This is a genomic window from Bifidobacteriaceae bacterium (assembly GCA_031281585.1).
Lineage (GTDB): Bacteria > Actinomycetota > Actinomycetes > Actinomycetales > WQXJ01 > JAIRTF01.
In genome coordinates, this window is the sequence record JAITFE010000012.1 from 19,590 (window position 1) to 46,378 (window position 26,789).

Below are 26,789 nucleotides of genomic sequence, written 5' to 3' on the forward strand. Positions count from 1 at the left end.
CCCAACGTGTCGCTCAGGAGAGTGCGGTGTCCAAAGCAGTACCACAGCCACGGTCCTACCATGGCTCCCTCATCACTTACGTCGGTTGCCCCATAGAGATTTGGGATGATCCCGGCGACCCCCGCCCCCATGCCGCCACCCTGACGATTGACGCTCTCGAAGAGCTGGACCTTCCCCCAATCGCCGAGGTGGACGCGTGGGAGGCGGTGGAGGACCTCGAAGCGGAGGCCGCCGCCGTGCGCGGCGTCCCGCCGTGGAGCGCGCTGAAGGAGAACGCGGCCTCGCAAGCGGGCATTTCCCGCCCCGTCACCGTCTCGGTCGTGGCCGCGCTGCTGCTGATCCTGGCCATGGTGCATGGGCTGGGGGCTCTTGGGTCGCTGTCGCTGGGACTGCACGGGCGCGGCATCGGATCGGCGGTCATCGCCGGTTCGCTGGCCCTGATTGTCGGAGTGGGCGAGGTCGTGTGCGCGGTGCAGGTCTCCCGCGGCAAAGGCTGGGCGCGGGTCGTGGTCGCGTCGCTCGGCATGCTGGTGCTCTTGTGGCTGACCATGGCGCCATGGTCGCCGGGGACCATGACGGTGGTGGTGTTCGCGGTCTGGCTGGCCATCGGGGCGCTGCTGGCCCATCCGCTGACCTCTCGGTTCTTCGCCGCGACGAGCGCGGTACCGGCCGAGGTCTGATTCGGCCTTGGGCGCACGCCCGCGTGCGGGCGTCCCGCGCCGCTTAGGATGGCTTGGTGCCAAGGGGATCGCGGAGGGCCAAGTTGGCCGCGCGGCCGCCCCGGCCGCTTGACTTGGAGCGGGCCCGCGGCGGCCTGCCGACCCGCGCGACCGCCCGCGACGGACGCGAATTCTTCGTCTCGCCGCCCTCGCCCAGTCCCAAGGGCTATGTCTGCCCGGGCTGCGGCGCGGGCGTGGCCCCCGGCCAGACCCAGGTCACCGCGTGGGAGGCCGAATCGCTGCTGGGCGGGGAGGCGGCTCTGGAGTTGCGCCGCCATTGGCACCTGGCCTGCTGGCGAAGCTTCGCGGGTCGCTAGCCGCGCTGGCGACGGAACCGGCCCCGGTCCGACTCGGCCGGGGCCTGGCCCGCGGTGACGGCGGCGCCTTCGACCGTGTAGACCGAGTCCGCGACCACGTCCGGGCGGGAAAAGACCAAAGCGGACACGGATTGATCCGGGGTCAGCGTGGCGAGGACGGCGCCGTCCGGCCCGGCCACGGCGATGGGGCTGCCGCCCTCGCCGCCGCCGTCCAAGGTCGCGTAGAGCCAGCCCTGGGTCGATTCGGATTCGGGCGGCATGATCGAGCCCCGGCTTTGGCCCAAGCCGTACGCGATCACGGTTCCGCCCGTGACGACCGGGCCACCGTCGGCTATGTCGAACGGCCCGTTCATGCCGTTCGCCGGGGCGTAGACGGTGATTTCGCCCCCGGAGATGACGCCGGGCCCGTTGGAGTCGATCCCGTCCGAACCGGCGTGAACCGTCAGCACCCCTCCGGTGATGGTCAACTGCACGCCGTATTGCACGCCCATCGCGCCGCCCGGCCGACCGCCGCTTTGGCCCGGACCCGGCCCTCCCGGGGCGCGCGAGGGCCGGCCGCCGGCCCAGTCCCGCCGGCCGCCGCCCTCCTGGCCGCCTTCGGAGCTTTGACCGGCGGCGGCGTTGACGGCATCGTCGCTGGCGGTGATCGTGACCTCGCCTCCGGCCACCACCAGAACCGGGGCCTCCAGGCCCTCCTTGCAGTCGGTGACCAAGGTCGCGCCGCCGTCCACGACCAGCGTTTGGTCGCCGTGGATCGCGTCGTCGCCGCAGGCGAGTTCCGCCACGCCGCCCGTGACCAGTGCGGAGGTCGCCGCGTCGACGCAGTCCGTCCCCGCGTTGACCTTGAGTTCGCCGCCCTCCAGCAGCACGTAGCCAGCCCCCGGATCCTCCGAGTTGGTGGCTTTGAGGCCGTCGCCGCCGGCGTCCACCGTCAAAGAGCCGCCGGTCAAGCGCAGGTAGTCGCGGCCCTTGACCGCGTCATCGGCGGCCTTGACGGTGACGTTCCCGCCGGCGATCACCAGGCCGTCTTTGCCGGCTATGCCGTCCCCGGCCCGGCCCGTCACCGTCAACGCTCCCGAGCCGGCCAATGTCAGGTCCACCTTGGAGAACAGCGCGGCGTCCGGCTCCTCGCCCGCGTTCTGGTAGACGGCGGCGTCCGTCAGGGTGTTGGCCGATCCGTCGGCGAGGATGATCACGACCTCGTCGGCCTCCTCGATGTCGATTGCGCTGGACGTCTCCGATGTGATGTCGGCTCCGTCCAGAACAAGCTGGACCAGGCCCTTTTTCTCCACCTCAACCTTGACCTGGCCGTCCGCCAGTTTCCCGGCCAGGCGGTAGGCGCCCGGCTTTGTGATGGCGGCGGAGCCCTCGCTCAGGTCGATGAACTCCGGGTCGGCGTAGTCGGCGTCTTTGGGCGCCCAGTGGCTGGCGAGGGAATCCGCCAGCGCTTCGGCAACATCAGCCGGGGCGTCGGAGACGTCGCCGGAGGCGGTTGCCCCCGTTCCGCCGCCCGCGTTGCCGCCGCCAGTCCCGCCGCCTTGGCTCGGGGAACAGGCGGCGAGCGCGACCGCCAGGCCCGCGGCCAGAGCGGAGGCGGCCGTCGGCAGCAGGCGCCTCATGGCATAGCTGGCGGCACCGCCGCCGGGGCGTTTGCGGGAGGGGGCGCGGCGCCGGCCGGCGCGACGGCCGGCACCGGCAGCCGCACCGCGATGACGGTTTCACCGCGGACGGCGTCTAGTTTCCTCACCTCGGCTTTGGACGGCGCCGCGCCGAACACAGCCGCGAGGCGGGCGTCGAGGTCCGGCCCCGGCGCGGTCAAGCCGGGCAGGACCACTGTCACCGGCCGGGCGACGCGGGCGGCGCCCCGCCAGTCGGCCAGCCCCAGGACCAGCACGATCACCGCCATGAAGGCCACGGCCGCCCAGCCCATGGGCGCGGCCAGCCCGCCGATCAGGCCCAGGGCCAGACTGGCGAAGTAGTAGCCGATCTCATGCTGGCGCAATTCGGCGCTGCGCAGCCGGATCAGCGCCAACACGCCGAACAGGCCCAAGCCCAGGCCCACGTTCACGGAGGTGGCGGCGAGCGCCGCCGCGACGGCCAGAACGCCCACGTTGACCGCCAGGAAGGCGGCGACCAGATCCCGCCGCCGGTGCCGGGGGTAGTAGAGCCCCAGCACCAGGATGGCGATGCAGACCGCATCGGCTAACGGCAAAATGACGTCGAACATGGGCAGGCCTCGGCTCGTTTGGTTCGTCCAATTGTCGGGCCGCAAGCTCGGCGCTGGCTGGGATTCGGCTGTGGATTGGCTGAGAGCGCGGGATCAGGCGGCCAGAAGGTCCTTCAGGCCCGCGATCGCGGGGCCGAGTTGGCGTTGGCGGGAGAAACGCTGGCCGAAGGCCAACGCCTCGGCGGCGTCGGCCGGCGTCAGCCCGCGGACCAGTTCCGCCCCCCGGCCGAAGGCCGCCGCGACCGCGTCCACGTCCAGGCCGCCGGACAGCGCCCAGAGCGGGTAGCCGTCCAACACGCGGGAGGCCCCCGCCTCGGCCGAATGGAGCGACACCACCGGCTTGCCGGTGGCCACATATTCGTAGACCTTGCCGGAGGTGACGTAGCGGCCCGCCCGGATCGGCAGGACCAGGGCGTCCAGCCCGGCGTAGAAGGCGCCGACCTGGGCCTTGTCGACCCGCCCGACAAACTCGACGCCGTCGGCGGCCGCGCCGAGCACCGCCGCCGCCACCGGATCCCGCGCCGGATCGGGTTGCGCGCCGAAGTAACCCAGGTAGCCGCCCAGCTTGAGGACGGCGTCCCGCGGGATCAGGCCCCGCTCCTTGGCCGCCCGCCAGCCCGCGATCGCCTCCGGCATGGGGGCGTTGGCGGAGATGGTGCCCAGATAGCCGAAAGTCAGCGGCCGGGCGCCGGGGGAGAGGCTGGAACCCGGCCGGACGGCATCGGCGGCTTGGCTGTCGTCAAGGGCCAGCAACTCCGGGTCCCAGCCGTTCGGGACCCGCCGGAAGCGGCTGGCGGCGTGCGTATAACGGGCGGCGTGCCAGTCCAAGATGTCCTGGTTGATGAACCAGGCTTGGGCGGCGGTGTCCATCAGGCGGCGCTCCCAGCGGGCCGGACGGGAGCGGTCGGGGTAGATCTGCTCGCCGTCGAACACGCCCAGAAGCCAGGCGTCGCGGTAGTCGATCACATAGGGAACGCCCGTCGCGCGGTGGAATTGATGGGCGGCGGCGAAGGCGACATGCGGATTGCCGGTGGCGAGCACCAGGTCGATGGGGTGGCGGCGGTGGACGTCCGCCAGCGCGAGGCGCAGGGTCTTCAACCATTCGGCGTAGCCGACCTCCGGGAACACCGCTTTCTCATAGGCGGCGCGGACTTTGCGCCACAGGCCGGGTCGGAGGCGCCGGGCCAGCGACCAGGTCGACCGGTCGCCGTTCCGCAGCGGCCAGGCGAAACGGGTCCGCAGGACCCGGACGCGGGGGTCGACTCGCTCCTCGAGGGACAGGTCCGCCCCAGTGATCTTGGTGAACGCCGTCCGGTCCACGGTCACCACGGAGACCGACCAGCCCTCGGCCGCCAGCGCGTTGGCGGTGGCCAGCTGACGATAGGTGCCGCCGGAGCGGGACGGCGGGAAGCCCCAGGCGATGTAGACGACGTGCGGCATGGACTAGCTGATCCTTTACGCTGGAGGTTCGGCCCACCCTGGTTCGCCGGCGCCTTGGGCGGACGCGGCGCGGGATGAGCCGGTGGAGATAAGTCAGTGGAAGGGTAGCATGACGCGCCTTACGCCAATGCGGCGGGCTTGGTCCCAGGTGACGCGTTCGCGCCACCGGCTGCCGCCCAGCTTGGACGGGCTGGTGGAGCGCCTCAAGTGGTCCTTCGCCCGGGCGCCCGCCAACCTGAGGTTGGCCCCGGCCGCCGCCGGGCCGGAACCGCGCGTGCTGATCGCGCCGACCAACTTCGCCGGGCAGGGCCACGCCTGGGCGGCCGCGCTGACCAGGCAGGGTCCGGGCGGGGCCGTCAACTGGGCCTTCCTGGCCGGTCCGGGATTCGGGTTCAAAGCCGACTACATCCAGCCGATCAGCGTCAACTCGGCTTCCGGACGGTTCCAATCGGCGCAGTTCGCCAGGGTCGCGGACCACTGCCAGGCGGTGGTGATCGAGTCCGGCTGGCCGCTTTTTGGGCGGCTGTTCGGCTACTCCGCGGCGCGGGAGGCGCTCGCCCTTGAGACCGTGGGCCTGGCGGTGGCCGCGCTTTGGCACGGCTCGGACATCCGCCTGCCGTCCGAGCACCGGGCCGCCCACCCGCTCAGCCCCTACGCGCTGCCGGAACTGCGGTCGCGGGCGGCCGAGTTGGAATCCACCGCCCTGCGCCACCGCCGGTCCATGCTGCACCTGGGCCTGCCGCAGCTTGTCTCCACGCCCGATCTGCTGGACCAGGTCAAAGACGCCGCCTGGTGCCCGGTGGTGGTGAACCCGGACGTGTTCGCGGCGGGTCGCGCCGAGGGGGCCGCGCCGATCCTCGCGGGCGGACGCCCCAAGGTGGTCCACATCCCCTCCGATCCGCTGGTCAAGGGCACCGACTTGGTCGACCCGGTCCTGCGCCGCCTGGCGGACGCGGGCCGGATCGAGTACATCCGCGCCGAGGGCCTGACCGCCGCCGAGGTGCTCGCCCTGTACGCCCGCGCCGACGTGGTGGCCGACCAGTTCCGGATGGGCATTTACGGGGTCGCGGCGGCGGAGGCGATGGCCTTGGGGCGCCTCGTGGTGTCCGATGTCGACCAGTCGGTCCGCGCCTCCGTCGCCGAACGCACGGGGCTGGTTCTGCCGATTGAGCAGACGCCCGCCCAGGACTTGGCCGAGCGCCTGGAGCAGATGATCCGGGATCCGGTCCCGTTCCGGGCGCTGGCCGCGCGGGGCCCGGCTTTCGCGGCGGCGGTCCATTCGGGCGCCCGCTCGGCTGCGGCCCTGACCGCCGCCTTGGGCCTTGAGTGGCCAAGTCAGGCCCAGTTCTCCTCCTTGACCCCAGACGGGTAGACGGACCGCTGGATGGCGACGGCCGCGGCGCCGCGCGCCCACCGCGGTGATCGTGTGGGCGGACCCCCGACCAGGTGTTGCGTTATGGGTTTGTCGCGTCCTACCGCCCGCACGATGCCGTGGAGCCGGTGGTCGGACCTGGCGCTGATCGGGCCCTCGGGGGACCCCGAATCGCTGGCGGACTTCTTGTATCTGTTGGATCCCGCCGCCCAACGCTGGTTGGAGCACTTCGCGGCGGACCTGGCGCGCCTGGTCGCACGGGCGCGTCGCGGCTCTTGGAGGAGCTCTCCGGCCGCCCAGACGGCGACTTCGCCGTGTTCGCTTTGCCGCCGCTGGGGACCTGGCAGCTGTTGCTGGTCGAATTCGCTGACGGGAGGCGTTGCGATGACTGAGCCAGTTGCCGGGGCCGCCCCGGAGTGGTGGCGGCAGGCGACCGTTTACCAGATCTGGCCGCGCTCGTTCGCGGACGGCGATGGCGACGGGGTCGGGGACTTGGCGGGCGTCATCGGGCACCTTGGCTATCTGGCCGAACTCGGCGTGGACGCCTTGTGGCTGTCGCCGTTCTACCCCTCGCCGGGCGCGGACATGGGCTACGACATCAGCGACTACCAGGACGTCGACCCGCTGTTCGGCGACCTGGCGACCTTCGACGCGCTGGTGGCCGGGGCGCACCGGCGGCGTCTGCGGGTGATCGTGGACATTGTGGCCAACCACACCTCGGACGAGCACCCCTGGTTTTTGGAGTCGCGGTCCTCGCGCGCGGCGGCGAAACGCGACTGGTATTGGTGGCGGCCGCCCCGGCCGGGTTTCCAAGGGGGCGAGCCGGGGGCCGAGCCCAACAACTGGCAGTCCTTCTTCGGCGGCCCGACGTGGACCTACGACGGGGCCAGCGGCGAGTACTACCTGCATCTGTTCGACCGAAAGCAGCCGGATCTGAACTGGGAGAACCCGGCGGTGCGGGAGGCCCTTTTCGGGATGATGCGCTGGTGGCGGGACCGCGGCGTGGACGGGCTGAGGCTGGACGTGGTCAACCTGATCTCGAAAGACCCGGCCCTGCCGGACGGGGAAGGCGGTGACGGGTTCCCGTTCTACGCCAACGGACCCAGGATCCACGAGTTCCTGCGCGAGCTGCGCGCGGCGGTGGCGCCCGCCGGGAACCCCGGGGGCTTCGCGCTGATCGGCGAGATGCCCGGAATCAGCGCCGAGCAAGCCGTCGCCTACACCGACCCGGAGCGGCGCGAGCTGGACATGGTCTTCCCGTTCGACCACATGGACTTGGACCACGGCGCCGGCAAGTTCGACGTGCTGGAATTGGCGCCCGGCGCGCTGGCGGACCGCCTGGCCGATTGGCAAGAGCGGCTGGGGCGGACCGGCTGGGTGGGGCTGTACCTGTCCAACCACGACCAGCCGCGCCCGGCCTCGCGGTTCGGCGACGGCTCGCCGGCCGCGGCGAAGGCCCTGGGGCTCGCCATGCACCTCCAGCGCGGCACCGCGTTCTGCTACCAGGGCGAGGAGATCGGGATGGTCAACCCGGGTTTCACGGACGTGGGGGAGTTGCGGGACGTCGAGTCGCTGCGCCACCTGGAGGCCGGGGGGTCCCTGGCGGGCGTGGCGGCCATGGGCAGGGACAACGCCCGCCTGCCCATGCAGCCTAAATCCCGCAGGTGTTGACCATATACGGGTCGGTTGAGGCGCCGCCGAACGGTTCCCGGTGCGGTGGCTGGCCCGGTCACGCTCCCGTATGCGCTGGCCGGTGCCTGTTTCCGTCCCGCGTCGCGTTTCTGCGCCCTGATTCCGCAGTCGTCGGCGTGTCGCCTCGGCAACACCTCGCGTATGTGGTTGACTAGCCATATACGCGAGTTGGAGGAGGCCCGCATGGCCCTGTCGAGAAGGACGATGGTCCCCCTGCCGCCCAGCGGCGTGATCGTCAGCCGCGCCCCCGGCGCCCGTACGTGTACAAGGTCCTGAAGACATACAGGAACGCCAAGGGCCAGCCCACGAACGACCGCCGCTCGATCGGTCGGCTCGACGAGGCGTCCGGCCTGCTGATCCCGAACGACTACTACTGGGAGGCCTACCCGGACCGGGCGGTGGAGACCCTTCCCAACCCGGACGCGGTCCGCTCGGTCGGGGCGTCCTTCCTGGTCGCCAAGACCCTGGAGGGGCTCGGCGTGGCGGGGATGCTGGAGGCGGCGCTCGGGGCGGCCAGGGCGCGGGGCGCGCTGACCGTGGCCTGCTACATGGCAAGGCGCGGCAACGTCGTCGACGGGATCTCCGACTGGCAGGAGACGTCGACCCCGTCCGGGGAGGTGAGATTGGACCCCAGGTCCGTGTCCCGCCTGTTCGCGTCGATCAGCCACGCCGACAAGATGGCGTTCTTCCGCGCCTGGGCGACCCGCCGGGACGGCCCCCAATACCTCGCCTACGACGTGACCTCGTTCTCCACCTACGCGCGGGGAGTCGGCGACGCCGAGTGGGGCCACAACCGGGACGGAGAGAGGCTGCCGCAGATCAACCTCGGCTGCTATCTTGACCAGGCGACCGGGCTGCCGGTCTTCTACACCACCTACCCCGGATCGATCATCGGCAAGTCCCATCTGTCCTCGATGATGGCCTACAACAAGGACCTCGGAGTCAACCGGGTCACCTTCGTGATGGACCGCGGGTTCGCGTCCACCGCGAACATCGGCTACATGCGCCGCCACAAGCTGTCATACGTCCTCGGCGTGGAGGCGCGCTACAAGGCCGCCCGCCAAGCGGTCGAGGAAGTCCGGGCAGGTGTCTTCGAGATGCCGAACCGGCTCGGCTCCGGTGTATACGCGAAAGCCGTCAAAGGCGTCTTCTGGGGGCAGGAGGCGACCCTGCACGTCTTCTACGACCCGGTGCTCTGCGAGCAGCGGCGGAACGAGCTCACGCGCGAGGTCGACGCCGAGGCCGAGGCCCTCGCCCAGTTGGACCAGCTCACCAAGAGGCAAGCCAAACACCACAGCCGCCGGCTCAGGATCGACCTCGCCGACGACGGGACGTTCGCCTTCGAGCGGGACTGGGACAAGATCGCGGCCGCCGGCCGGGACGCCGGCTTCTTCTGCGTGCTGACCAGCACCGCCCTCACCCCCAAAGACGTCCTCGCCGTCTACCGCCGCAAAGACGCCATCGAGAAAGCGTTCGACGACCTGAAGAACCACACCGACATGAAACGGCTGCGCACCCACAGCGACGAGACCACCAGCGGGAAACTGTTCTGCGCGTTCATCGCGCTGATCGCCTGCTCCGAGATCCAAGCCAAAGTCGGGCCCGCGCTCAAAGCCTCCAAACAGTCGGCGTCCAAGAAGGACGTCCTCGCCGAGATGGACAAGATCAAGATCGTCGACGCCGCGTCCGGCAGGCGGCTCATCAACCCCGCCACCAAACTCCAACGCGGCATCCTCGAAGCCCTCGGCCTCACCGAAGAACGCCTAAAGTCCTACGCGGCGGGATAAGGCAACCAACCCGTATATGGCCAACACCTGCGGGATTTAGGATGCAGTGGACGGCGGACGGGGGCTTCAGCGCGGGCCGCCCCTGGATCGGCCCGCCGCGCTGCGGCGCCGAGGTCAACGCGGCCTCGCAGTTGGGCGACCCGGACTCGGTGCTGTCCCTCTACCGGGCGCTGATCGCGCTGCGGCGGGAGCACCCCGCCTTCCGGGGCGCGTTTCGCCGCCTCGAGGCGGGCCACCCGGCGGTTTACGCCTATGAGCGGGGTGAGCCCGGCCCCGCGGCCGAGACGCTGGTGGTGGCGGCGAACCTGTCCGGCGCCCCCGCCCGAACCTCCCTGGCCGCGCCGGGCGAGGGCCAGGTGGTCCTGGCCACCGGGCCCGTCGCCCCAGACACCCCTTTGACGCTGCCGCCTTGGACCGGCGTGGTCTTCCGGCCCGGTTTTCGGGTTCCCCGCAGGGCGGCGCGAGCGTCGGGAGGCTGAGTCAGGTAGTCGTCTATCGCCTATTCGACCCAGGGGATTTTGGCGGGGTGGCGGCGGTCGGGGGCTTGGAGCCCGGTGCCGAGTTCGCCGTTGTTGTTGCTTCCCCAGGCGCACATGGAGCCGTCGTCGGCCAGCGCGAGCGAGTGGTGTCCGCCGGCCGCGACTTGGGTTATGCGGAGGTCTTCGGGGAATCCGGTGACGCGTATGGGCCGGGTGGCGAACTTGACTTGGGCGTCCACCCCGAGTTTGTGGAATTCGTTGTAGCCCCAGGCGTACAGGGCGCCGTCTTCGGCGACGGCGAGCCAGTGGTCGTCGCCCGCGGACATGGTGGCTATGCGGGTGTCTTTGGGGAACTGCCCGAACCGGGCGACGTGGCGCAGCCCCGGTTTGGGGTCGGGTTCTTTGGGCGGGGTGCCGAGCGAGCCGGCGAGGTAGACCTTCCCGGACGCGGTGACGACAGTTGTGGACATGATTGACGGGTGCGCCTCGATTATCGGGTCTCCTTGCGGGTACCCTGTGGCCGGGACGGGGGTGGCCCGGTTTTGGTCGGTGCCGTCGCCGAGCTGCCCGTGGCTGTTCGAGCCCCAGGCCCACAGCCGCCCTGTTTCGGTCAACGCGACCGAGTGGCCCCCGGCCGCGGCCACCCGGGTGATGCGTTCTCCTTCCGGGAGCCCTGTGACGCGCACGGGCTCCCGTGCGCTGTCCTGTGTGCCGTCGCCCAGTTGCCCTTCGCGGTTGTGGCCGATTGCATAGACGGATCCGTCCTCGGCGAGGGCGAGGATGTGGGCTGCGCCGGACGACACGTCCTTGATCCGCGCCCGGCATGGGAACCGGACCGGTTCGAGGCGCAGCCGGTCCGGGTAGGGGCGCTCTTGGCGCATCCGCTCCAGCATGAGGCGGTTCCAGAGGTATAGCCTCCCGTCCGTGGTCAGCGCGGCCAGCTTGTGCCATCCGGCGCTGATCTTCGCGAACCGGTCGCCGTCTTGGAACAACAGCACCTGGTAGGGGGTCCAGAAGAATTTGCTGCCCCCGCCGGGCTTTTCCATGCCCTCCGACCCCCACAGGTAAACCCGCCCGGCCGCGTCCAACGCCATGGAAACCAAGGCACCGGCGTCGATCCGGGCCACCCTGGACTGGCCGGGGGCAGCGTCCTCCGCGGCGGCTTCCGCCTGGGGTCTGAACTCCGGGCGGCGGTCCGGGTAGCCGGGCGTGATCCACGCCAGGGTTCTGGCGTCGAGTTCAGGAAGCGGGGCGGGTCGCAGCCGCTCCGGCGGCTCGGGTATGACCGGGTCGGCGTCCTCGTTCCGCACCGGCCCGTACTTCAACGTCTTCAAACCCTGCCCCGCCCCGACATACGCCTCCGGCTTTGTGGTGTACATCGGCACCTTGTAGTACGCAGCCGTCGCCGCGCACAACAAATCTGTCCGACTCAACACATGCGGGTTGTCCGAAGGCATGTTGAACGCCATCGTGCTGTACCACGCCTCTACCGTGCCGTCCAGGGGCACCGGCGTCGACAATGACCATGAAGCGCCCCGGGAACGTGCGCCGCGCCCTTCTCGGCGTTCCATCAGGGTACGGTAAAGCGCCGTCTCCAACGTCAGGGCGGCGGAGACGAACAACGCGTCGTCGGGCCGGAACTTCGCCGGGCGCAGCCCCTCGATCAACACGGATGTGTCGATCGTGACCGCCCGGTCGGTGGCTGGGTCGGCGAAGACCGGTACCCTCGTCTCATCCGCGTAGTCCATCGGCTCACCGAAGACGAGCTTGAGTACGCCCGACGGCTCGTCGCGGGTCACCTCGACGACGCTGTACGGCCACTTGAAGCTCCACTTCGGTGGCTTGATCAAGTAGCGGTTCGCGCGGGCAAACGCCACCTCCACCGGGTTGCCGTCCTCGTCCGCCACCGTGTACGCCCACGGTGTCCTCGCGTCCAGCCCGCTCGTTGACAAATCCGGGATACCCCCCGCCCGCACAACTGGCGCCGAAGGGAAATCACGGGCCTGTCCCGACGATGGGGGATCCGGATCGGTTCTGGGCAATCCCGCCCACAAATACGCCAATGGGGAAATCACCTCCGAAGCGGCCTTCCCCTCATTCTCATCCAGCCACATGGGCCCAAGCCTAGTCGTTTAACGGTTGGAATAGAGGTCGGGGTCTCTCTGATATTCTGGCGCCGATTAATCCTCCGACTTCGAAGGAGTATGGGATTATGTTGACCATCCCCGAGGTCCGGCCCAAGCGGATCACTTCTATCATCGCGGCGTTCTCTGTCGCGGCCGTCGGCGTTGTGGCGGTGCCGTCGGCCGCCGTGTCGGCCGTACCCGCAGCGGCGCCGACCCAGGCGATTTCAAAGGGTCCGGTCCAGGTCGGCCTTTGTCCGCCGCTCTACGAGGCGGACAACAAAGATGGACTGCGCTGCCTGGTTGACTGGGACCAGGTCCGGGCCCGAGGCTTCAACAGGTGCTTGGAGAACTACCGGGTGAACAACCCGATCAACAGGACCTATCTTCCGAGCCAATGCTATGGGAATAAAGCCGAAGACCTTGAGGACCTGGACCCGGAGGACTCGGGCCCGGAGCCCGAGGACGTGAAGCTCGGCCGCCTTTACGCGGAGGCAATAGCCCAGGCGCGCCTTGTCCAGTTCTACAACCAACTGTTGGCAACCGTGTCGCCCGGAATGGGGGTCGCCCCGGGCGGTGATCCTCTCGTGGCGGCGTCTGTTCAACGCCAGGGCGTTGTTGCGTCGCCGATCCAGTGGGAACTGCAGACCAAGGTTTGGGCCAAGAAGCGCGCTGACGTGGCGCTGATCGATTCCGACTGGGGGAGCCCGGCAACCAACAGGGTCCAGCTGATCGAGCTCAAGCTGCTTGAGCCGAACGACAGCCGGAAACGCGCTCAAGAGCAGGTTCAGGGTTACGCCGACAACCTGAGAAGCGAATTCGGTTGGCTGAACGCCGCGCCTGCAGACATGACCGGCTACCTGGACAGGTTCTACGTGGTCAACCAATGTGACGGCCCCGGCGGTTCAACGGCATACGCCACGGACGAGTGGGAAGCCAAAGGCGAGGCGAAAGGCGTCGTCGCGGTTCGAAAGATTGACGAGCACGATTGCGTGGAAGCGCTCAGGGAGAATCAGATCGAGTTTACGAGCGCCGCGCAGTTTGCGATGGCAAATGTCGCGGTGCCCCTCGACGATAACGTGCGTGTTCCACCCCACGCGCCGGCGCCCTCGGTGCCAGCACCGCCGGAGCACCCGTCTGACGCGCCCTCGCTTTCGGAGGTGGGGATCGGGGCCGCAGAGACGGCGGAGGCAATAGTGAGACTTGTGGTCACCTTGCGGCGGTTTGACGCGGTCCTGAACATGGTGTGCCTGGCCGTCATCAACCCATTGACAAGGGGGTTTAATCCGTACGACGGTTCCCTGACCACTCCGGCGGCGGCTTGCCTGGAAGCTAAGAACGCGGCGGCGTTCATATTGGCTGCGAGTCTTGCGGGAGTTGTCTTTACTCCCGAGCAGAAGAAACAGATTAGGGACGCTCTGGTCTACGGTGACGACGAGATGGTGATAAGCGCGTCTGGCCCGTACGGCGAGGGAATTGGACCGGGCGGCGGTTCCGGTGGCGGCGGTTCCGGTGGCAGCGGAACCAGCGGCGGGGGTGGCGGCGGGGGTGGCCCCGAGGACACCGGCGACGAAGGCGATGGTCCTCCTGACGCGGGTAGCAAGAACGCGAAGAAGGCTGACAACGGGTACACCGGCAGCCAGACGCAGCCCCAGGCGTCTGACCCGGTGATTGTGGATGTGGCCGGTGACGGGTTCTCGCCGACCACCGCCGAGGCCGGGGCGTACTTCGACTTGGATGTCAACGGGTACGCGGAGCGGATCAACTGGGTTCAAGACGATGACCGGGTGTTGGCGTGGGACCGGAATGGCAATGGGCGCATCGACAACGGTTTGGAGGTGTTCGGGGACTCGACCAAGTTGACCACGGGCGCTGCGGCGGGGTCCGGTTATGTCGCGTTGGGCGAACTCGATTCGAACGGGAACAACGCGGTCGACCCGGAGGATTCGAGTTGGGAGGACTTGGTTCTTTGGGCCGACACGGCGAATCTGGGACGCACAGATCCGGGCGAGTTGCAGTCGTTGGACGATTTGGACGTGAAGTCGATCTCTTTGGAGGCCCGTCCGCTAGACCAGACGGTGGAGGTGGGAGTCGTGTTGGGGCAGGGCTCCCAGGTGACGTTCGGCGACGGGCTGGTGCACCTGGCGGCAGAGTACTGGGTGAGCACTGTCAGTTGGGACACGATCGAGCCTGATCTGGACGACGAGGCGGGTGTCCCGGAGGATGTGCGTCGGTTGCCGAACGTGCGGTCTTGGGGTTGGGTGCCGTCGTTGCATCGAGCGGTGATGGGCGACGCGAGCGGGCGCGTGAGGGAATTGATCGAGGGATTCGCGACGGCCGCGGACACCGCCGCCCGTGAGGCTCTGGTGAAAGAGTTGGTGCTCAGTATCACCGGCGCGGACAAAGTCGCTCTCGGGAGCCGCGGGCCGAACTTCGACGCGCGGAAACTGGCCGCGATCGAGGCGATCCTTGGCAGGAACTTCAACGGTGTTTCGGGCCCAAACCCAAATACCGGAGCGGCCCTGATTCTGGAGGGTGTGTGGACCCGGCTGTATGAGATCTACTATTGCGAGTTGTTGTACCAGACCCGCTTGGTGGCGATCCACGACCTACTGAACTCGGACTTGGTGGAGGATGACCGGCTCGACGTGTCGGGGCTGGTCGGGCTTGCGGGACTCTTGGAGGCGGCTGGCGCCGCAGGCGACGCCTTCTTGGCTGACCTTGGACGGTACATGTTCTATCTGCAGCAAGGCGGAATCGCGGGGCTGGATGAACTCTCGGCTGCGCTGGGGCCAGCAGGTCTGGGGCTTTACCGGGACATGCCGCAGATCGGCTCAATGCTGTGGTTCGGAACGGAGCGCAACGACACCATCACGACCACTGCGGGTTGGCCTACCGCCTACGGCATGGGAGGCAACGACACTCTGAACGGCTCGGCCTCCGCAGACGAGCTGTACGGCGGCGCGGGGAACGACAGACTGTACGGAAACGCGGGCGACGACTTCTTGGACGGCGGGAGCGACAACGACACGTTGGACGGCGGCGCCGGCGACGACCGGTTGGTGGCGGGCACTGGGAATGACACCGTGTATTCGGGGGTTGGCGAGGATTTTCTCGTCGGGGGTGCCGGGGACGACTGGTTGGACGGCGGCGCGGGGAAGGACGTGTACGACCTGGCCGGGGGCGGCGTGGACGTGGTGGCCGATTCGGGCAACGCCACCGTGGTGGTGTTCCCGGAGGGCGTGGTCCCGGAGGACTTGACGGTTTCGAAGTCCGGGAGCGGCTTGGTGTTTCATTATCCGGGTGGGTCGTTGGAGTACCGGGAGTGGTATTCGTATTCTCCGGGGTCGGCCGGGTACGACCTTTACTACAAGCCGGCGGCGTTCCAGTTCGCGGACGGGACCCACTTGACCGCCGCCCATGTGAAGGCGATCGCCCCGCATTGAGCAGCCCGGGTTGGAACGTCCGGGAAGGTCCCGGCCGGGTCTGACGGGCACGGGACCGCGCCTGGGATAGTGTGGTGCGCGGCCAAAACAACTTCTTGACGGGGAGAGAATCGCAAAGTGGGATATTTCGCCGCGCCCAGCGCGGATGTCGACGAGCGCGCGTGGATTGGCGACGGATCGAAGATCTGGCACCTGGCGCAGGTGCGCGAGGACGCCGAGTTGGGCGAGAACTGCATCATTGGGCGGGGCGCCTACATAGGCACCGGGGTTCGCCTGGGCGAGAACTGCAAAGTGCAGAACTACGCCTTGGTCTACGAGCCCGCGAACCTGGCGGACGGCGTGTTCATAGGCCCGGCCGCGGTGTTGACGAATGACACCTACCCGCGCGCGATCAACCCGGACGGGACGTTGAAGAGCGGCGAGGACTGGGAGTTGGTCGGCGTGACGATCGGGCGGGGCGCCGCGATCGGCGCAAGGGCCGTGTGCGTGGCCCCATTGACCATTGGGGCCTGGGCCACGGTGGCGGCCGGGGCGGTGGTGGTCAAGGACGTGCCCGCCCACGCCCTGGTGGTGGGCGTGCCCGCCCGCCAGGTCGGCTGGGTCGGCCGGTCCGGCCAGCCGCTCAAACGCGAGGGCGACATCTGGGTCTGCCCCGCCACCGGCCAGCGCTACGAAGCAAACGGAGACACGATTCGAGAAATGGAGCAGCCATGAGCGCGAAGTTCATTCCCCCGGCCAAGCCGATCATCGGCGACGAGGAGCGGGCCGCGGTGGACCGCGTACTGCGCAGCGGGATGATCGCCCAAGGCCCCGAGGTGGCGGCCTTCGAGCAGGAATTCGCCGCGCAGCTGGTCCGAGGGCGCCAATGCGTGGCGGTGTCCTCCGGCACCGCCGGGCTCCACCTGGGGCTGCTGGCGGCCGGGATCGGACCCGGCGACGAGGTCATTGTGCCCTCCTTCACCTTCGCGGCCACCGCCAACTCGGTCGCGCTGACCGGCGCCGCGCCGGTCTTTGCGGACATCGACCCGGACTACTTCTGCCTTGACCCGGCGGCGGTCGAGGCGGCCATCACGCCCCGCACCAAGGCGATCATGCCCGTCCACCTTTACGGCCAGCCGGCCGACATGACGGGGTTGGCGGCGATCGCCGAGCGGCACGGGCTGGCCCTGTTCGAGGACGCCGCCCAGGCCCACGGGGCCGAACTGGACGGCCGGCCGGTCGGCACGTTCGGCGTGTTCGCCATGTTCTCGCTCTACCCGACCAAGAACATGACCTCCGGCGAGGGCGGCATGGTCAGCTGCGCCACCGAGGCCCAGGCGCGCGGCGTCCGCCTGCTGCGCAACCAAGGCATGGAGAAGCAGTACGCCAACGAGGTTGTGGGCCTGAACGAGCGCATGACCGACATCCACGCCGCCATTGGGCGCGAGCAACTGAAGAAGCTGGCGGCCTGGACCGCCCAGCGCCAAGCCAACGCGGCGTACCTCAACGCCAACTTGGAGGGCGTCACCGTCCCGCCCACCCGGCCCGGCGCGACGCACGTCTACCACCAGTACACCATCCGGGTGGGGGAGGACCGCGACGGCATGGTGCGCGCCTTGCGCGAAGAGCACCAGGTCGGCTCCGGCGTCTACTACCCCATCCCGAACCACCAACTGGCCTCGTTGGCGAAGTACGCGCCCGGCCTGGAACTGCCGGAGACGGCCAAAGCCGCCGCCCAAGTCATCTCGCTGCCGGTGCATCCCTCCTTAAGCCAAGAGGACCTCGACCGGATTGTGGGGGCCGTGAACGCCGTCGCCAAGGCGGGAGCCTGAGATGGCGAACCTGCGGGCGGGCGTGATCGGGATCGGCTCGATGGGCCGCCACCACGCCCGCATCATGCGCGAGATTGACGGGGTGGACCTGGTGGCCGTCGCGGACCCCGTGGGCGACCGGTTCGGCGTGGCCCGAGACCTGGAAGTCGGCCGGTCGGTCGAAGACCTGATCGCGGCGGGTTTGGACCTGGCGGTGGTGGCCGTGCCGACCACGTACCACGAGGAAGTCGGCTTGGCCCTGGCCGAGGCGAAGGTGCCGACAATGTTCGAAAAGCCGGTGGCGGCATCGGCGGCCGCAGCCTCACGCCTGGCGGAGGCCTTTGGCGCGGCGGGCGTGACCGCCTGCGTGGGACACGTCGAGCGTTTCAACCCGGCGATCTCAGAGATGCGCAGCCGGATTGGCCAAGGCGAACTGGGCGACGTTTACCAGGTGGCGACCCGTCGGCAGGGGCCTTTCCCGTCCCGGATAGCGGACGTCGGCGTGGTCACCGACCTGGCCACACACGACATCAACTCCACCCAATGGCTGGCGGGCTCCGACTACGCCGCGATCAGCGCCCAGGTCACCCACCGGGCGTTGCGGGAACACGAGGACATGGTTCTGATCACGGGCCGAATGGAGAACGGCGTCCTGGTCAACCACATTGTCAACTGGCTGTCCCCCATGAAGGAGCGGGTCACCATTGTGACCGGCGAACGCGGCGCGCTGGTGGCGGACACCGCCGCCGTCACCCTGACCTTCTGGGCGAACGGCTCCGTGCCCACTGAATGGGAGCAGTTGCGCCAGTTCCGGGGCGTGTCAGAGGGCGACACGATCCGCTACGCCATCCAGACGCGCGAGCCGCTGAAAGCCGAGGACGAGGCGTTCCGGGACGCGGTCCTCGGGGTGCGCCATGACGTGGTCTCGCTCGCGGAAGGCTGCAAGACCCTGCTTGCGGCCGAGGCGGCGCTGAAGTCTGCTGCGACGGGTCAGACCGTGCGGCCGTGAAAACGCGCCAGGGAGGGCGGCTGTTCGCCTCCGACCGAACCGACCCGACGGTCTATTGGTCGATCCTGGCGGTCGCGTTCTTGGTGACGCTGCGCGGAGTGTTCAGCGTGCGCCGGCTGTTGTCCACGGACTCGCTGTTCTACTACGGCCGGGCGTTGCTGTATTCCGGCTACAGTCGCGAGGAGGCCTTCGCCAAGGCGAACGAGGCTGGCGACACGATTGGCTTCAACGTCCCATCGGTCGAGCGGATGTTCGACTGGAACCTGGTTGAGCCACGCGTCGTCTATTCGCTGCTGAGCGCACCGTTCGTGCGGTTGATGGGTTGGCACGGTCTGCTGGTCGTGTCGATTGGCGCGGTCGCTTTGCTCTTCGGGTTGATGGGCTGGGCGCTCCGGCGCCGCTACGGCACTGTTGTGGGCCTGGCCGTCATGTCGCTTGTCTTGTCCTCCGGCACGTGGTTCTTCTTCGGGGTCGCCGCGCTGACGGAGTCGCTGAGCGCCCTATGGTTCGCCTTGGCGCTGGGGGCGGCGTGGCGAGCTCGCGCTGCGGGCGGGCGACGGAGGCGGGCTTGGTTGCTGGCCGCCGGCGTGGTGACCGTCCTTTTCGCGTTCACCCGCCAAGCGATGCTCATCCCGGCCGGCGCCTTGTTCGCGGCATGGCTGGGGGAGTGGGCCAAGACCAAGACGCCCAAGAACTCGTGGGCCGGACCGGCGGCCGTGATCGTTGGAGTCGCGGCGGCGTGCCAGGTTTTCCAACTCCTTGCCTTCCCCTACAGCCCCAAGGCGGAGTGGCTTGTGCAGACCGGTTCGGACACATGGACTCTGAAGCAATCGCTGTTCAACGGGTTGCGGGCGGTCTACCTGTCGCTCACCGCCTTCAGCGGCTCCGATGCCGCCATGGCCGTGCTGATTGTGCTGTTGGCGGCGTCTTTCGCGGTGTGCTGGCGTCGGGTCGAGGTCCACTTGGCGGCCGGGGCCCTCGCCGCCGGAATGGTGTACCAAATACTAAATGGCGCCGCTCAGGTCAGACTGCGCTACTGCCAACCGGGCTGGTTCGCCTATGTCCTGGCAGTCGGCGCGTTGCTGGGTTGGCTCGCGACCCGCCCCAGGGCCGCGGCGACAAGGATTGCCCGTCCGGCGCCGGCGGCCAAGGCGAGCGAACCCGCGTCGACGGGGGCGCGGCGAGCTTGGCGAGAATGGGCGCCCGTCGCCCTGCCGGCGGGCGTTGCGGCGGGCTTCTCGACTTTCACATACTTCTTCCCGGCCGCCAACGGGAGCTACGGCTACCAGGCTGGGATCGCCGCTGGAATTGGCTGGCGACTCAACCAAGGCGAGACCCTGTACCTCGACGTGTGGGAGAACAAGGGGCCGCTGTATTACCTGATCAACGCCCTGGGGGTGAGGCTCGACTACTGGCACGGCGTCTACGTGCTGGAACTGATCGCCCTCGTTGCGGGGGCGGTCCTGATGTACAGGCTGGCCCGGATGCTGCTCAACCCCTGGCTGGCGTCCGTCGCCGCGACCGTGGCGTTGACCCAACTGGCGAAGACTTTGGTGGGAGGGGACCTGGTTGAGGAGTGGGCCATCCCCCTTCAAGCGTTGGCCGCCCTGGCGGCCTTCCGGGCCGTGACCGAGATGGGGACGCGGCCGGTGCGGCGGGGCCTGGCCCTGGGCTTGACGATTGGCGGGCTCTTCGCGCTGCGGCCCAACCTGGTCGCGTTCGCGGGCGTCGCCGCCTTGGGGTTGGCCTTGTACCTGGCCAAAAGCCGCGCGTGGTCCCGGCTGTGGCGGCTGGCGGGAACCGCGTTGGCCGCCTGCGCCGCGGTGCTCGGGGCGCTGGGGGTTTGGCTGGCGGCGGACGGCGCCCTGGGCGCCGCGCTTGAGGCGGCCTACTTTGACGTGGTCCACTGGCAGCATTCGCCAGAGGAACTCGAGGCCAGTTCTTGGAAGATGCTGGGGTTCGCCTCGCCAGCGGTTTTGATGGCTCTGGGGCTCTTCGGCCTGGGCGTGGCCGGCCTTGTCGTCCGCCGGTTCTGGCGCCAAGTCGAAGGCGGGGACACCCGCGCCGTGGCATTGACGGCGCCGGTGCGCTGGACGGCTCTGGTTTGCGCCGCCGGGTTGGCCGCCAACTGGTTGGCCAACCGAGTCTCCGGCAACCCCGATCCCAACTACATGATGTCCTTCGTGCCGCTGATGGCCTGGCCCGTGGCGTGGCTGATCGCCAAGGCGGTCCAGGGGCTGAACCAGGGGCTGGGCCTGCGGCCGCCCTGGCCCGGGTTGATCGCGGCCCTGTCGGGAATGGTCCTGGTGGCCGCGTCGGCGGGTCCGGCGGTCGCGGGGCGGGACAAGATCTGGTCTGACAGCGCCTCCAGCGAGTCCGTTCGGGATCTCACGGCTTTTGTGCGGGAGCACACGGACCCTGATGACGAGATCGCCTTGTTCGGAGTGTCCCCGACCGTCTACTACGCGGCGCAGCGCGCGCCGGGCACCGCCCGCCTCTACGAGCCGATGTCCCGCTTTGACGCAGACTTCAAACGGAGGTGGTGCGATTCGCGGGCCGAGGAAGTCCTCGCGGGCCGGCCCAAACTCGTCATTCTTGGCTATGAGGACTCTTCGAGCGGTTGGACGGCAGGGTGTGTCAGCCCGGATCTGGCCAACAAGGTGCGCGCCATGCTAGACCGCGACTACGAAGCCGCGGACAACGACCACGGCTGGGCGGCCTATCTTCGCCGCTGAGGTGCGCGTCTGAACAACGACGCCCAACGCCTGGCCAGGCCCCACTTGGTGACCAGCCACATGGCCTCCCGCACAATCGAGCCGCTCATCTTGGAGACTCCCGCCTCGCGTTCGGGGAAGCTGATCGGCACCTCGACAATGCGCGCGCCCGCGTCGCGGACCGCCATTGACATGTTGACCTGGAAGCCATAGCCGTGGGCCTCAACGGTGCTCAGGTCGATTGAGCGCAGCAAAGACGCTCGGTAGGCCCTGAAGCCGGCGGTCGAGTCCTTGATCCTCAGCCCCATCATGATGGAAACGTAGGCGTTGCCGCCCCGCGAGAGGAGTTTGCGCCGCCTCGGCCAGTTCAGGACCTCGCCGCCTTTGACCCAACGGGACCCGATCGCCAGGTCCGCGCCGCGGTCCAAGGCGGCCAGCAAGTCGGGGAGTTGCTCGGGGCGGTGCGACCCGTCCGCGTCCATCTCCACCAGGGGGTCGAAACCCCGCTCCAGGCCCCAGGCGAAGCCCGCCAGATACGCCTTGCCCAAGCCTTCCTTGGCCGACCGGTGCAAGACGTGGACGTGGCTGTCGGCGGCCGCGGCGGCATCGGCCCACTCGCCGGTGCCGTCCGGGCTCGCGTCGTCGGCGACCAAGACGTGGGCGGCTGGGACGGCCCGGCGCAGGCGTTCGACCACGCCGGGGAGCGATTCGCGTTCGTTGAAAGTCGGGATGATGACCAGCGGCGCCGGTGTGGCCGGGCTGGTCGGCGTCTCCGAGGGCACTCAGGCACGCTACCAGAGGAAACGCCATCCGGCGGTCGACTGGCCGGACCGCGTCGCCTGGTAGCCTGGGCGGCGTGTACAAGGGGCTCAAAGTGGGTGTCGTGGTGCCCGCCTACAAGGAGGAAGCCCACATTGAGACCGTCATCAAAACCATGCCGGAGTTCGTGGACCGGATAGCGGTGGTGGACGACGCGAGCCCGGACAACACCGGCGAGGTCGCCAGAGCGGCGGCGGACCAACGCACCGAGGTCGTCACGCACCAGGTCAACCAAGGGGTCGGCGGGGCGATTGTGACCGGTCACCGGCGCATGATCGAACTCGACATGGACGTGTCGGTGGTGATGGCGGGGGACGCGCAGATGGACCCCGCCCACCTGCCGCGCCTGCTGGACCCGATCGCGGAGGAGGGGGTCGGTTTCACCAAGGCGAACCGTTTCTACTCCTCGACGTCTTTCGAGGGCATGCCGAGGCACCGCATCTTCGGAAACATGATCCTCACCCTCCTGACCAAGGCCGCCTCCGGCTACTGGAATTTGGTGGACCCCCAGAACGGGTACACGGCCTGCACCACCGAGGTGCTGCGCCGCCTGCCGCTGGGCAAGGTGCACAAGCGCTACGACTTTGAGAACGACCTGCTGATTTGGCTGAACATCTTCGACGTGCGGGCACGGGACGTCAACATCCCGGCGGTTTACGGCGCGGAGACCTCGACCATGAACCTGGCCAAGGTCGCCCCGCGCATCATGGGGACGCTGATCGCGGGCGGCTGGCGCCGGCTGTGGCGCAAGTACATCCTTTGGAGCTTCTCGCCCATCGCGTTGCTGCTGTTGGCGGGCCTTGCGCTGACCATCTTTGGGCTCGCCGTGGGCGCCTGGGCCACGGTCTGGTCGCTCAGCCACGGCGTGTCCGCCTCGACCGGCACCTGGCTGTTGGGCGTCGCGCCAACCATTGTGGGGATCCAGTTCCTGGTCCAGGGTTTGGTTTTGGACATCCAGGCCACCCCCAAGTAGCACGATGCCGTCTGCCCCGCCGCCCTCAGCCGACCCCCCCAGCCCTGCCGGACCCCCAGCCGGCCCTCCCGGCGGTCCCCTGGGCCGGTCCCTGGGCCGATTCCTGGGACCGGACGGTTGGCGGCGGCTGGTCCTGTTCGTCCTGGTTGGCGGCGCGAGCGCGCTGGTGGAGTTCGGGGTGTTCATGGCGTTGGCCGCGCTGGGCCTGGTCGCATGGGCGGCCAGCGCCATCAGCTTCGTGTCCTCGTTCGCCGTCAACTACCGGGGGAACCGCGACCTGACCTTCCGGGCGGGGGCGGTGCCGGGGGCGATCCGCCGCTACGTCACCCTGGTGGCCGTCAACCTGGTCGCCTCGACCGCCCTAGTGGCGGCGCTGACCTGGTGCGACGTCCCCGGCTGGATCGCCAAGCTGATCGCGATGGCCCTGGTGGGCCTGGTCAACTTCGTGGTCCTGCGGGTCTGGGTCTTCCGCCCGTCCGGCTAAAGGATCCGGGCGTTGTCGGCCGCCTCGTGGACCAATTCCGGCAACTCGCCGTGGAACACCCGCTTGATGCTGGAAAGGGTGAAGCCCTCGGCCGTGGAGGTCGGCAAGTGGGACGGCATGGACAGCGCGGTCGGGTCGACCACCACGTCCAACACCACCGGGCCGCCCTTGTGAGCCAGGGCCTCCGCGACCGCGCCGCGCACGTCGCCCGGCTCCTCGACCCGGATCCCGTGCGCGCCCAGGGCGGTGGCCACCGCCGCCAGATTCGGGTTGGGCATGTCCGTGCCGAACGGGATGTAGCCGGCCTCCTGCTGCTCAATGTTGACGAAGTCGAGTTGGCCGTTGTTGAAGATGACGTTGACCACCCGCGCCTTGTGCTGCACCTCCGTGATGAGGTCGCCCAAAGCCAGCATGGTGAAACCGCCGTCGCCGCACATGGCGATCGCCTGGCGCCCCGGCGCGGCCAGCGCGGCCCCAAAGCCGTACGGCGCCGCAGACGCCATTGACGCCCAGGTCAGCGATCCCATGAAGCGGCGGTCCCGGCCGGCGCGGACATGCCGGGCGACCCACATGCACGGCGTGCCGGTGTCCGCGAAGAAGAGGGCGTCGTCGTCGGCCAGGTCGGAGATGGTGGCCGCCACGAACTCCGGGCGGATCGGCTTCATGTCCGGCCCGCGTTCCACGTAACGGCTCAGCTTGCCCAGCCAGCGCTCCGTTTGGCGGACGTGGTGGTCCAGGTGCCCGCGGTCGGCGTGGCGCTCCAATCGCGGCAGCAACTGCGCCACGGTCTGGCCGACGTCCCCGACCACGCCCAGTTCGATCGGCATCCGCCGTCCCAGCCGCCGCGGGTCGCGGTCTATCTGGATGGCGGGCGTCCCCGCCGGCAGAAAGTTCTGGAAGGGGAAGTCGCAGCCCAGCATTAGCACCAGGTCCGCGTCATGGAGCGCGTCGTAGGCGCCGCCCCAGCCGAGCAGGCCGGTCATCCCGACGGCGTTCGGCGTGGCGGCCTCCAGCCACTGCTTGCCCCGGAACGAGAACGCCACCGGCGCGGCCGTCAGTTCCGCCAGCGCCGCGACCTGCGGCGCGCCGTCGCGGCAGCCGTAGCCGCCCATGATGGTGATCTTGCGCGCCTGGTTGATCAGGTCCGCCATGGCGGCGAGGTCCGCCTCGGGGGCCGGGGGAGGGGCGGTGTCGAGGCGCGGCAGCTTGTAGCGGCGCTTGGTGGACTCCTGTTTGGCCACGTCGCCGGGCAGCGAGATGACGGTCGGCCCGGCCTCGAGCAAGGCCGTGTTGATGGCTTGGTTTATCACCGCGCGGGCCTGGTCCGCGTCCACGATCCGGCCCGTGTAGAGGGAGGCCGTGCGGAAGAAGTCGTACGGGTTCAGCTCCTCCAGCCCGTCGGTGTCCATGATGGTCCGCTCGACGTCACCGGCCACGGCGATCACCGGCGCGCCCTCGTGTTTCGCGTCCAGGAGCCCGTTGATCAGGTGCGCCACGCCGGGACCGGCCGTGCCGCAGACCGCGACCGGCCGCCCGGTCAGCTGCGCCTCCGAGGCGGCCGCGAACGTCCCGTATTCCTCGTGCCGCACGTGGATGAACTCCACCCGCCCGTTCCGGCGCAACGCGTCGATCACGGGGTTGAGCGCGTCTCCCACAATTCCGTAGCATCGCGCCACCCCCGCGTCCGCGAGCATCTGCCAAAGTTGATCGGCCACATTGTGCGCCATTTCATCGCCCCCTCTTTTCTGGTTTCACACCTTGGGGGAGGCTATGCCGCCCGTTCCATCCGGCCGGGTTCCGCGCCCGTTCGTTCCGCCAGGCGGACGGTTTGGGGCGGTCAGCGCTCGGAGCGGCGCTGGATGAAGGCGGCGATGCCGGGAACCGTGAAGGCGAGCCGTCCGCGTTCGGGCGCGTAGACGAGCCCCTTGGCGATCAGGGCGGCGCGGGTGGTGGAGAGTTGGCTGGGACTCTTGCCCATCCGCGCGCCGACTTGGCCGACAGCCACCGCGTCCACGCCCGGGTCGGGGCTGGACGCCGGAGGGAGCATGGCCTCGAGGAAGGTCCGTTCCGCCTTGGTCGCGCGTTCCCATCGGCTGGTGAAAAAGCCGTCGTCGAGTTCGGCCCAGCCGTCCTCGATGGCTTGGCGGGCGTCCGTCTGGTCGATCTCCGTGCCTTCGGCCAGCCGCCAGGCGTGATATCCGAAGGTTTGCAGAAAGAACGGGTAGCCCTGGGATTCGCCTGCGATGAGATCAAGGCCCGCGCTGTTGAAGCGGACGCCCAACCGCTCGGCCGGTTGTGCGAGGGCGGCCCGCGAGGACTCGTGGTCCAGTTTGTCCACCACCGTGTAGCTGAAACGCTCGGCGTAGGAGCGCACGGCGGCCAATTTGCCCCGAACGGACGGGAGGCCCGCGCCGACCAGAATGAACGGCCACCCGCGTTGCGCGGCTCGGTGCTGGGCGGCGATCACAGCGCCGGTCACGGTAGGGTCAAGGTCCTGCAACTCGTCGATGAACAGAGCCAATCCAGTTCCGTCTTTGGCCAAACGCGGCCCGAGCGTGTCCACCACGTCGAGCAACGCCAGTTCGAGGTCAACCGGTGATTGGCCGGGCTCATGGCGCCCGATCGCGATGCCGCCTCCCGTCAGCCCGGCGTTGAGCGAGAACGAGTCGATCGCTTTTACGGCTTCGGCGAAGCCCCGGCGCCGGACCACCTTGTGGCGGACGCGCTCAAGTTCGCGGGCCAACCGCCGACCGGCCGATCCGAGCTCCGGGTCCGCGCCGGCCGCCTCGAGGTTCATGGTCTGCCAGTGAGCATCCTCGGCCCGCGCCTGAAACGCCTCGAGCAGCACGGTCTTGCCCACGCCGCGAAGGCCGAACAGAACCAAAGGACTTGAGGGCAGGCCGGTTGCGGACCTCGCCATCATGGCTTCGAAGTCTGCCAGCTGCTTTTGACGACCGGCCAACTCCGGCGGCCGCAGGCCGGCGCCTGGGCTGAAAGGGTTGGAACGCTGGTCCACAATGGCAAGTATAGCGATCTATACCCGTGTATAGCAGAATCTCCTATACACGGGTATAAATCACTATAGATGTGCGGCCGGTGGCCGCCGCAGCCGCTCCGACCAGCGCGAACGCGGATCCGATGAACAGGGCCGGGCGGTAGCCCGTGCCGGCCACGGCGCCGGCCAGGGCCGGGCCGACAATCTGGCCCAAGGCGTAGCCGGCGGTCAGGATGGCGACCGCGCGCCCAGGGGCCAGGGCGCGGCCGGCCGCCATGGCCAAGGCCACCGCGCCCATGAAGGTCCCGCCGAACAGGACTGCGGCGGCGCCGGCCGCCCAGGGGCCCTCGGCCAGGGCGGGCAGGGCCATCCCGAGGGCCTGGATGGCCAAGGCGCAGGCCAG

At 69.1% G+C, this 26,789-nt stretch carries 21 protein-coding genes; 13 read left to right on the forward strand and 8 right to left on the reverse strand.

The window, feature by feature from the left end:
- Positions 1–26 precede the first annotated feature (26 nt).
- Positions 27–680: a hypothetical protein gene (locus LBC97_00750; GenBank protein ID MDR2564588.1), complete on the forward strand. Its 654-nt coding sequence runs from the start codon at positions 27–29 to the stop codon at positions 678–680.
- A 56-nt stretch (positions 681–736) separates the two neighbouring features.
- On the forward strand, positions 737–1,036 hold the full coding sequence (locus tag LBC97_00755; GenBank protein ID MDR2564589.1) for a hypothetical protein: 300 nt from the start codon (positions 737–739) through the stop codon (positions 1,034–1,036).
- Here the strand turns inward: LBC97_00755 and LBC97_00760 are convergent.
- The 3 genes from LBC97_00760 to LBC97_00770 all read right to left on the reverse strand — a co-directional run bounded on the left by LBC97_00760 (position 1,033) and on the right by LBC97_00770 (position 4,703).
- Positions 1,033–2,655, reverse strand: a complete 1,623-nt coding sequence (locus LBC97_00760; GenBank protein ID MDR2564590.1) for a carbohydrate-binding domain-containing protein — start codon at positions 2,653–2,655, stop codon at positions 1,033–1,035. The two genes, LBC97_00755 and LBC97_00760, sit on opposite strands and share 4 nt — an antisense overlap.
- Positions 2,652–3,263 (reverse strand): DUF4956 domain-containing protein, encoded by a 612-nt coding sequence (locus LBC97_00765; protein MDR2564591.1) that lies wholly within the window; start codon positions 3,261–3,263, stop codon positions 2,652–2,654. Before LBC97_00765 ends, LBC97_00760 begins: the two co-directional genes overlap by 4 nt.
- A gap of 93 nt (positions 3,264–3,356) precedes the next feature.
- On the reverse strand, positions 3,357–4,703 hold the full coding sequence (locus LBC97_00770) for a glycosyltransferase (protein MDR2564592.1): 1,347 nt from the start codon (positions 4,701–4,703) through the stop codon (positions 3,357–3,359).
- A gap of 109 nt (positions 4,704–4,812) precedes the next feature.
- Between LBC97_00770 and LBC97_00775 the strand changes: the two genes are divergently transcribed.
- From LBC97_00775 to LBC97_00790, 4 genes are all read left to right on the forward strand, one after another.
- A complete protein-coding gene (locus LBC97_00775) occupies positions 4,813–6,075 on the forward strand; it encodes a glycosyltransferase family 4 protein (GenBank protein ID MDR2564593.1) in 1,263 nt (420 codons plus the stop codon).
- 384 nt (positions 6,076–6,459) lie between these two features.
- The gene (locus LBC97_00780; GenBank protein MDR2564594.1) at positions 6,460–7,746 is read left to right on the forward strand and encodes an alpha-glucosidase; all 1,287 of its coding nucleotides are present in this window, start codon (positions 6,460–6,462) and stop codon (positions 7,744–7,746) included.
- A 281-nt stretch (positions 7,747–8,027) separates the two neighbouring features.
- Positions 8,028–9,554, forward strand: coding sequence for a transposase (locus LBC97_00785; protein ID MDR2564595.1), 1,527 nt, complete (start codon positions 8,028–8,030; stop codon positions 9,552–9,554).
- 41 nt (positions 9,555–9,595) lie between these two features.
- A complete protein-coding gene (locus tag LBC97_00790; protein MDR2564596.1) occupies positions 9,596–10,033 on the forward strand; it encodes a DUF3459 domain-containing protein in 438 nt (145 codons plus the stop codon).
- 20 nt (positions 10,034–10,053) lie between these two features.
- Here the strand turns inward: LBC97_00790 and LBC97_00795 are convergent, their stop codons facing one another.
- Positions 10,054–12,147 carry a hypothetical protein gene (locus LBC97_00795; protein MDR2564597.1) on the reverse strand — a complete coding sequence of 698 codons (2,094 nt, stop codon included), beginning with the start codon at positions 12,145–12,147 and terminating at the stop codon, positions 10,054–10,056.
- Between the two features lie 98 nt (positions 12,148–12,245).
- Here LBC97_00795 and LBC97_00800 point away from each other — a divergent pair, with 98 nt between their 5' ends.
- The 5 genes from LBC97_00800 (at position 12,246) to LBC97_00820 (ending at position 21,136) form a co-directional block, all read left to right on the forward strand.
- Positions 12,246–15,602, forward strand: a complete 3,357-nt coding sequence (locus tag LBC97_00800) for a hypothetical protein (protein ID MDR2564598.1) — start codon at positions 12,246–12,248, stop codon at positions 15,600–15,602.
- A 117-nt stretch (positions 15,603–15,719) separates the two neighbouring features.
- Positions 15,720–16,316: an acetyltransferase gene (locus LBC97_00805; protein MDR2564599.1), complete on the forward strand. Its 597-nt coding sequence runs from the start codon at positions 15,720–15,722 to the stop codon at positions 16,314–16,316.
- A complete protein-coding gene (locus tag LBC97_00810; GenBank protein MDR2564600.1) occupies positions 16,313–17,413 on the forward strand; it encodes a DegT/DnrJ/EryC1/StrS family aminotransferase in 1,101 nt (366 codons plus the stop codon). Before LBC97_00805 ends, LBC97_00810 begins: the two co-directional genes overlap by 4 nt.
- Before the next feature lies 1 nt (position 17,414).
- On the forward strand, positions 17,415–18,401 hold the full coding sequence (locus LBC97_00815) for a Gfo/Idh/MocA family oxidoreductase (protein MDR2564601.1): 987 nt from the start codon (positions 17,415–17,417) through the stop codon (positions 18,399–18,401).
- Positions 18,398–21,136, forward strand: coding sequence for a hypothetical protein (locus tag LBC97_00820; GenBank protein ID MDR2564602.1), 2,739 nt, complete (start codon positions 18,398–18,400; stop codon positions 21,134–21,136). The genes LBC97_00815 and LBC97_00820 overlap by 4 nt, the downstream gene beginning before the upstream one ends.
- Here the strand turns inward: LBC97_00820 and LBC97_00825 are convergent.
- A complete protein-coding gene (locus LBC97_00825) occupies positions 21,121–21,897 on the reverse strand; it encodes a polyprenol monophosphomannose synthase (GenBank protein MDR2564603.1) in 777 nt (258 codons plus the stop codon). The two genes, LBC97_00820 and LBC97_00825, sit on opposite strands and share 16 nt — an antisense overlap.
- 74 nt (positions 21,898–21,971) lie before the next feature.
- Here LBC97_00825 and LBC97_00830 point away from each other — a divergent pair, with 74 nt between their 5' ends.
- Both LBC97_00830 and LBC97_00835 read left to right on the forward strand, forming a co-directional pair.
- Positions 21,972–22,907: a glycosyltransferase family 2 protein gene (locus LBC97_00830; protein ID MDR2564604.1), complete on the forward strand. Its 936-nt coding sequence runs from the start codon at positions 21,972–21,974 to the stop codon at positions 22,905–22,907.
- 4 nt (positions 22,908–22,911) lie between these two features.
- Positions 22,912–23,391, forward strand: a complete 480-nt coding sequence (locus LBC97_00835; protein MDR2564605.1) for a GtrA family protein — start codon at positions 22,912–22,914, stop codon at positions 23,389–23,391.
- On the opposite strand, the gene LBC97_00840 is transcribed toward LBC97_00835, so the two are convergent.
- The 3 genes from LBC97_00840 to LBC97_00850 form a co-directional block, all read right to left on the reverse strand.
- Positions 23,388–25,118, reverse strand: a complete 1,731-nt coding sequence (locus LBC97_00840; GenBank protein ID MDR2564606.1) for a ubiquinone-dependent pyruvate dehydrogenase — start codon at positions 25,116–25,118, stop codon at positions 23,388–23,390. The two genes, LBC97_00835 and LBC97_00840, sit on opposite strands and share 4 nt — an antisense overlap.
- A 110-nt stretch (positions 25,119–25,228) precedes the next feature.
- Entirely contained in the window at positions 25,229–26,407 is a 1,179-nt protein-coding gene (locus LBC97_00845; protein MDR2564607.1) for an ATP-binding protein, read from the reverse strand.
- Between the two features lie 43 nt (positions 26,408–26,450).
- A partial coding sequence (locus LBC97_00850) for a YbfB/YjiJ family MFS transporter (protein MDR2564608.1) occupies positions 26,451–26,789 on the reverse strand: 339 nt, incomplete at its 5' end.

What these genes read in the sequence shown, in the direction of transcription:
- LBC97_00770 (MDR2564592.1), bottom strand. Translation starts at nt 4,703, where the DNA reads ATGCCGCACGTCGTCTACATCGCCTGGGGCTTCCCGCCGTCCCGCTCC.
- LBC97_00810 (MDR2564600.1), top strand. Translation starts at nt 16,313, where the DNA reads ATGAGCGCGAAGTTCATTCCCCCGGCCAAGCCGATCATCGGCGACGAG.
- LBC97_00775 (MDR2564593.1), top strand. Translation starts at nt 4,813, where the DNA reads ATGACGCGCCTTACGCCAATGCGGCGGGCTTGGTCCCAGGTGACGCGT.
- LBC97_00795 (MDR2564597.1), bottom strand. Translation starts at nt 12,147, where the DNA reads ATGTGGCTGGATGAGAATGAGGGGAAGGCCGCTTCGGAGGTGATTTCC.
- LBC97_00840 (MDR2564606.1), bottom strand. Translation starts at nt 25,118, where the DNA reads ATGGCGCACAATGTGGCCGATCAACTTTGGCAGATGCTCGCGGACGCG.
- LBC97_00760 (MDR2564590.1), bottom strand. Translation starts at nt 2,655, where the DNA reads ATGAGGCGCCTGCTGCCGACGGCCGCCTCCGCTCTGGCCGCGGGCCTG.
- LBC97_00800 (MDR2564598.1), top strand. Translation starts at nt 12,246, where the DNA reads ATGTTGACCATCCCCGAGGTCCGGCCCAAGCGGATCACTTCTATCATC.
- LBC97_00835 (MDR2564605.1), top strand. Translation starts at nt 22,912, where the DNA reads ATGCCGTCTGCCCCGCCGCCCTCAGCCGACCCCCCCAGCCCTGCCGGA.
- LBC97_00790 (MDR2564596.1), top strand. Translation starts at nt 9,596, where the DNA reads ATGCAGTGGACGGCGGACGGGGGCTTCAGCGCGGGCCGCCCCTGGATC.
- LBC97_00815 (MDR2564601.1), top strand. Translation starts at nt 17,415, where the DNA reads ATGGCGAACCTGCGGGCGGGCGTGATCGGGATCGGCTCGATGGGCCGC.
- LBC97_00780 (MDR2564594.1), top strand. Translation starts at nt 6,460, where the DNA reads ATGACTGAGCCAGTTGCCGGGGCCGCCCCGGAGTGGTGGCGGCAGGCG.
- LBC97_00765 (MDR2564591.1), bottom strand. Translation starts at nt 3,263, where the DNA reads ATGTTCGACGTCATTTTGCCGTTAGCCGATGCGGTCTGCATCGCCATC.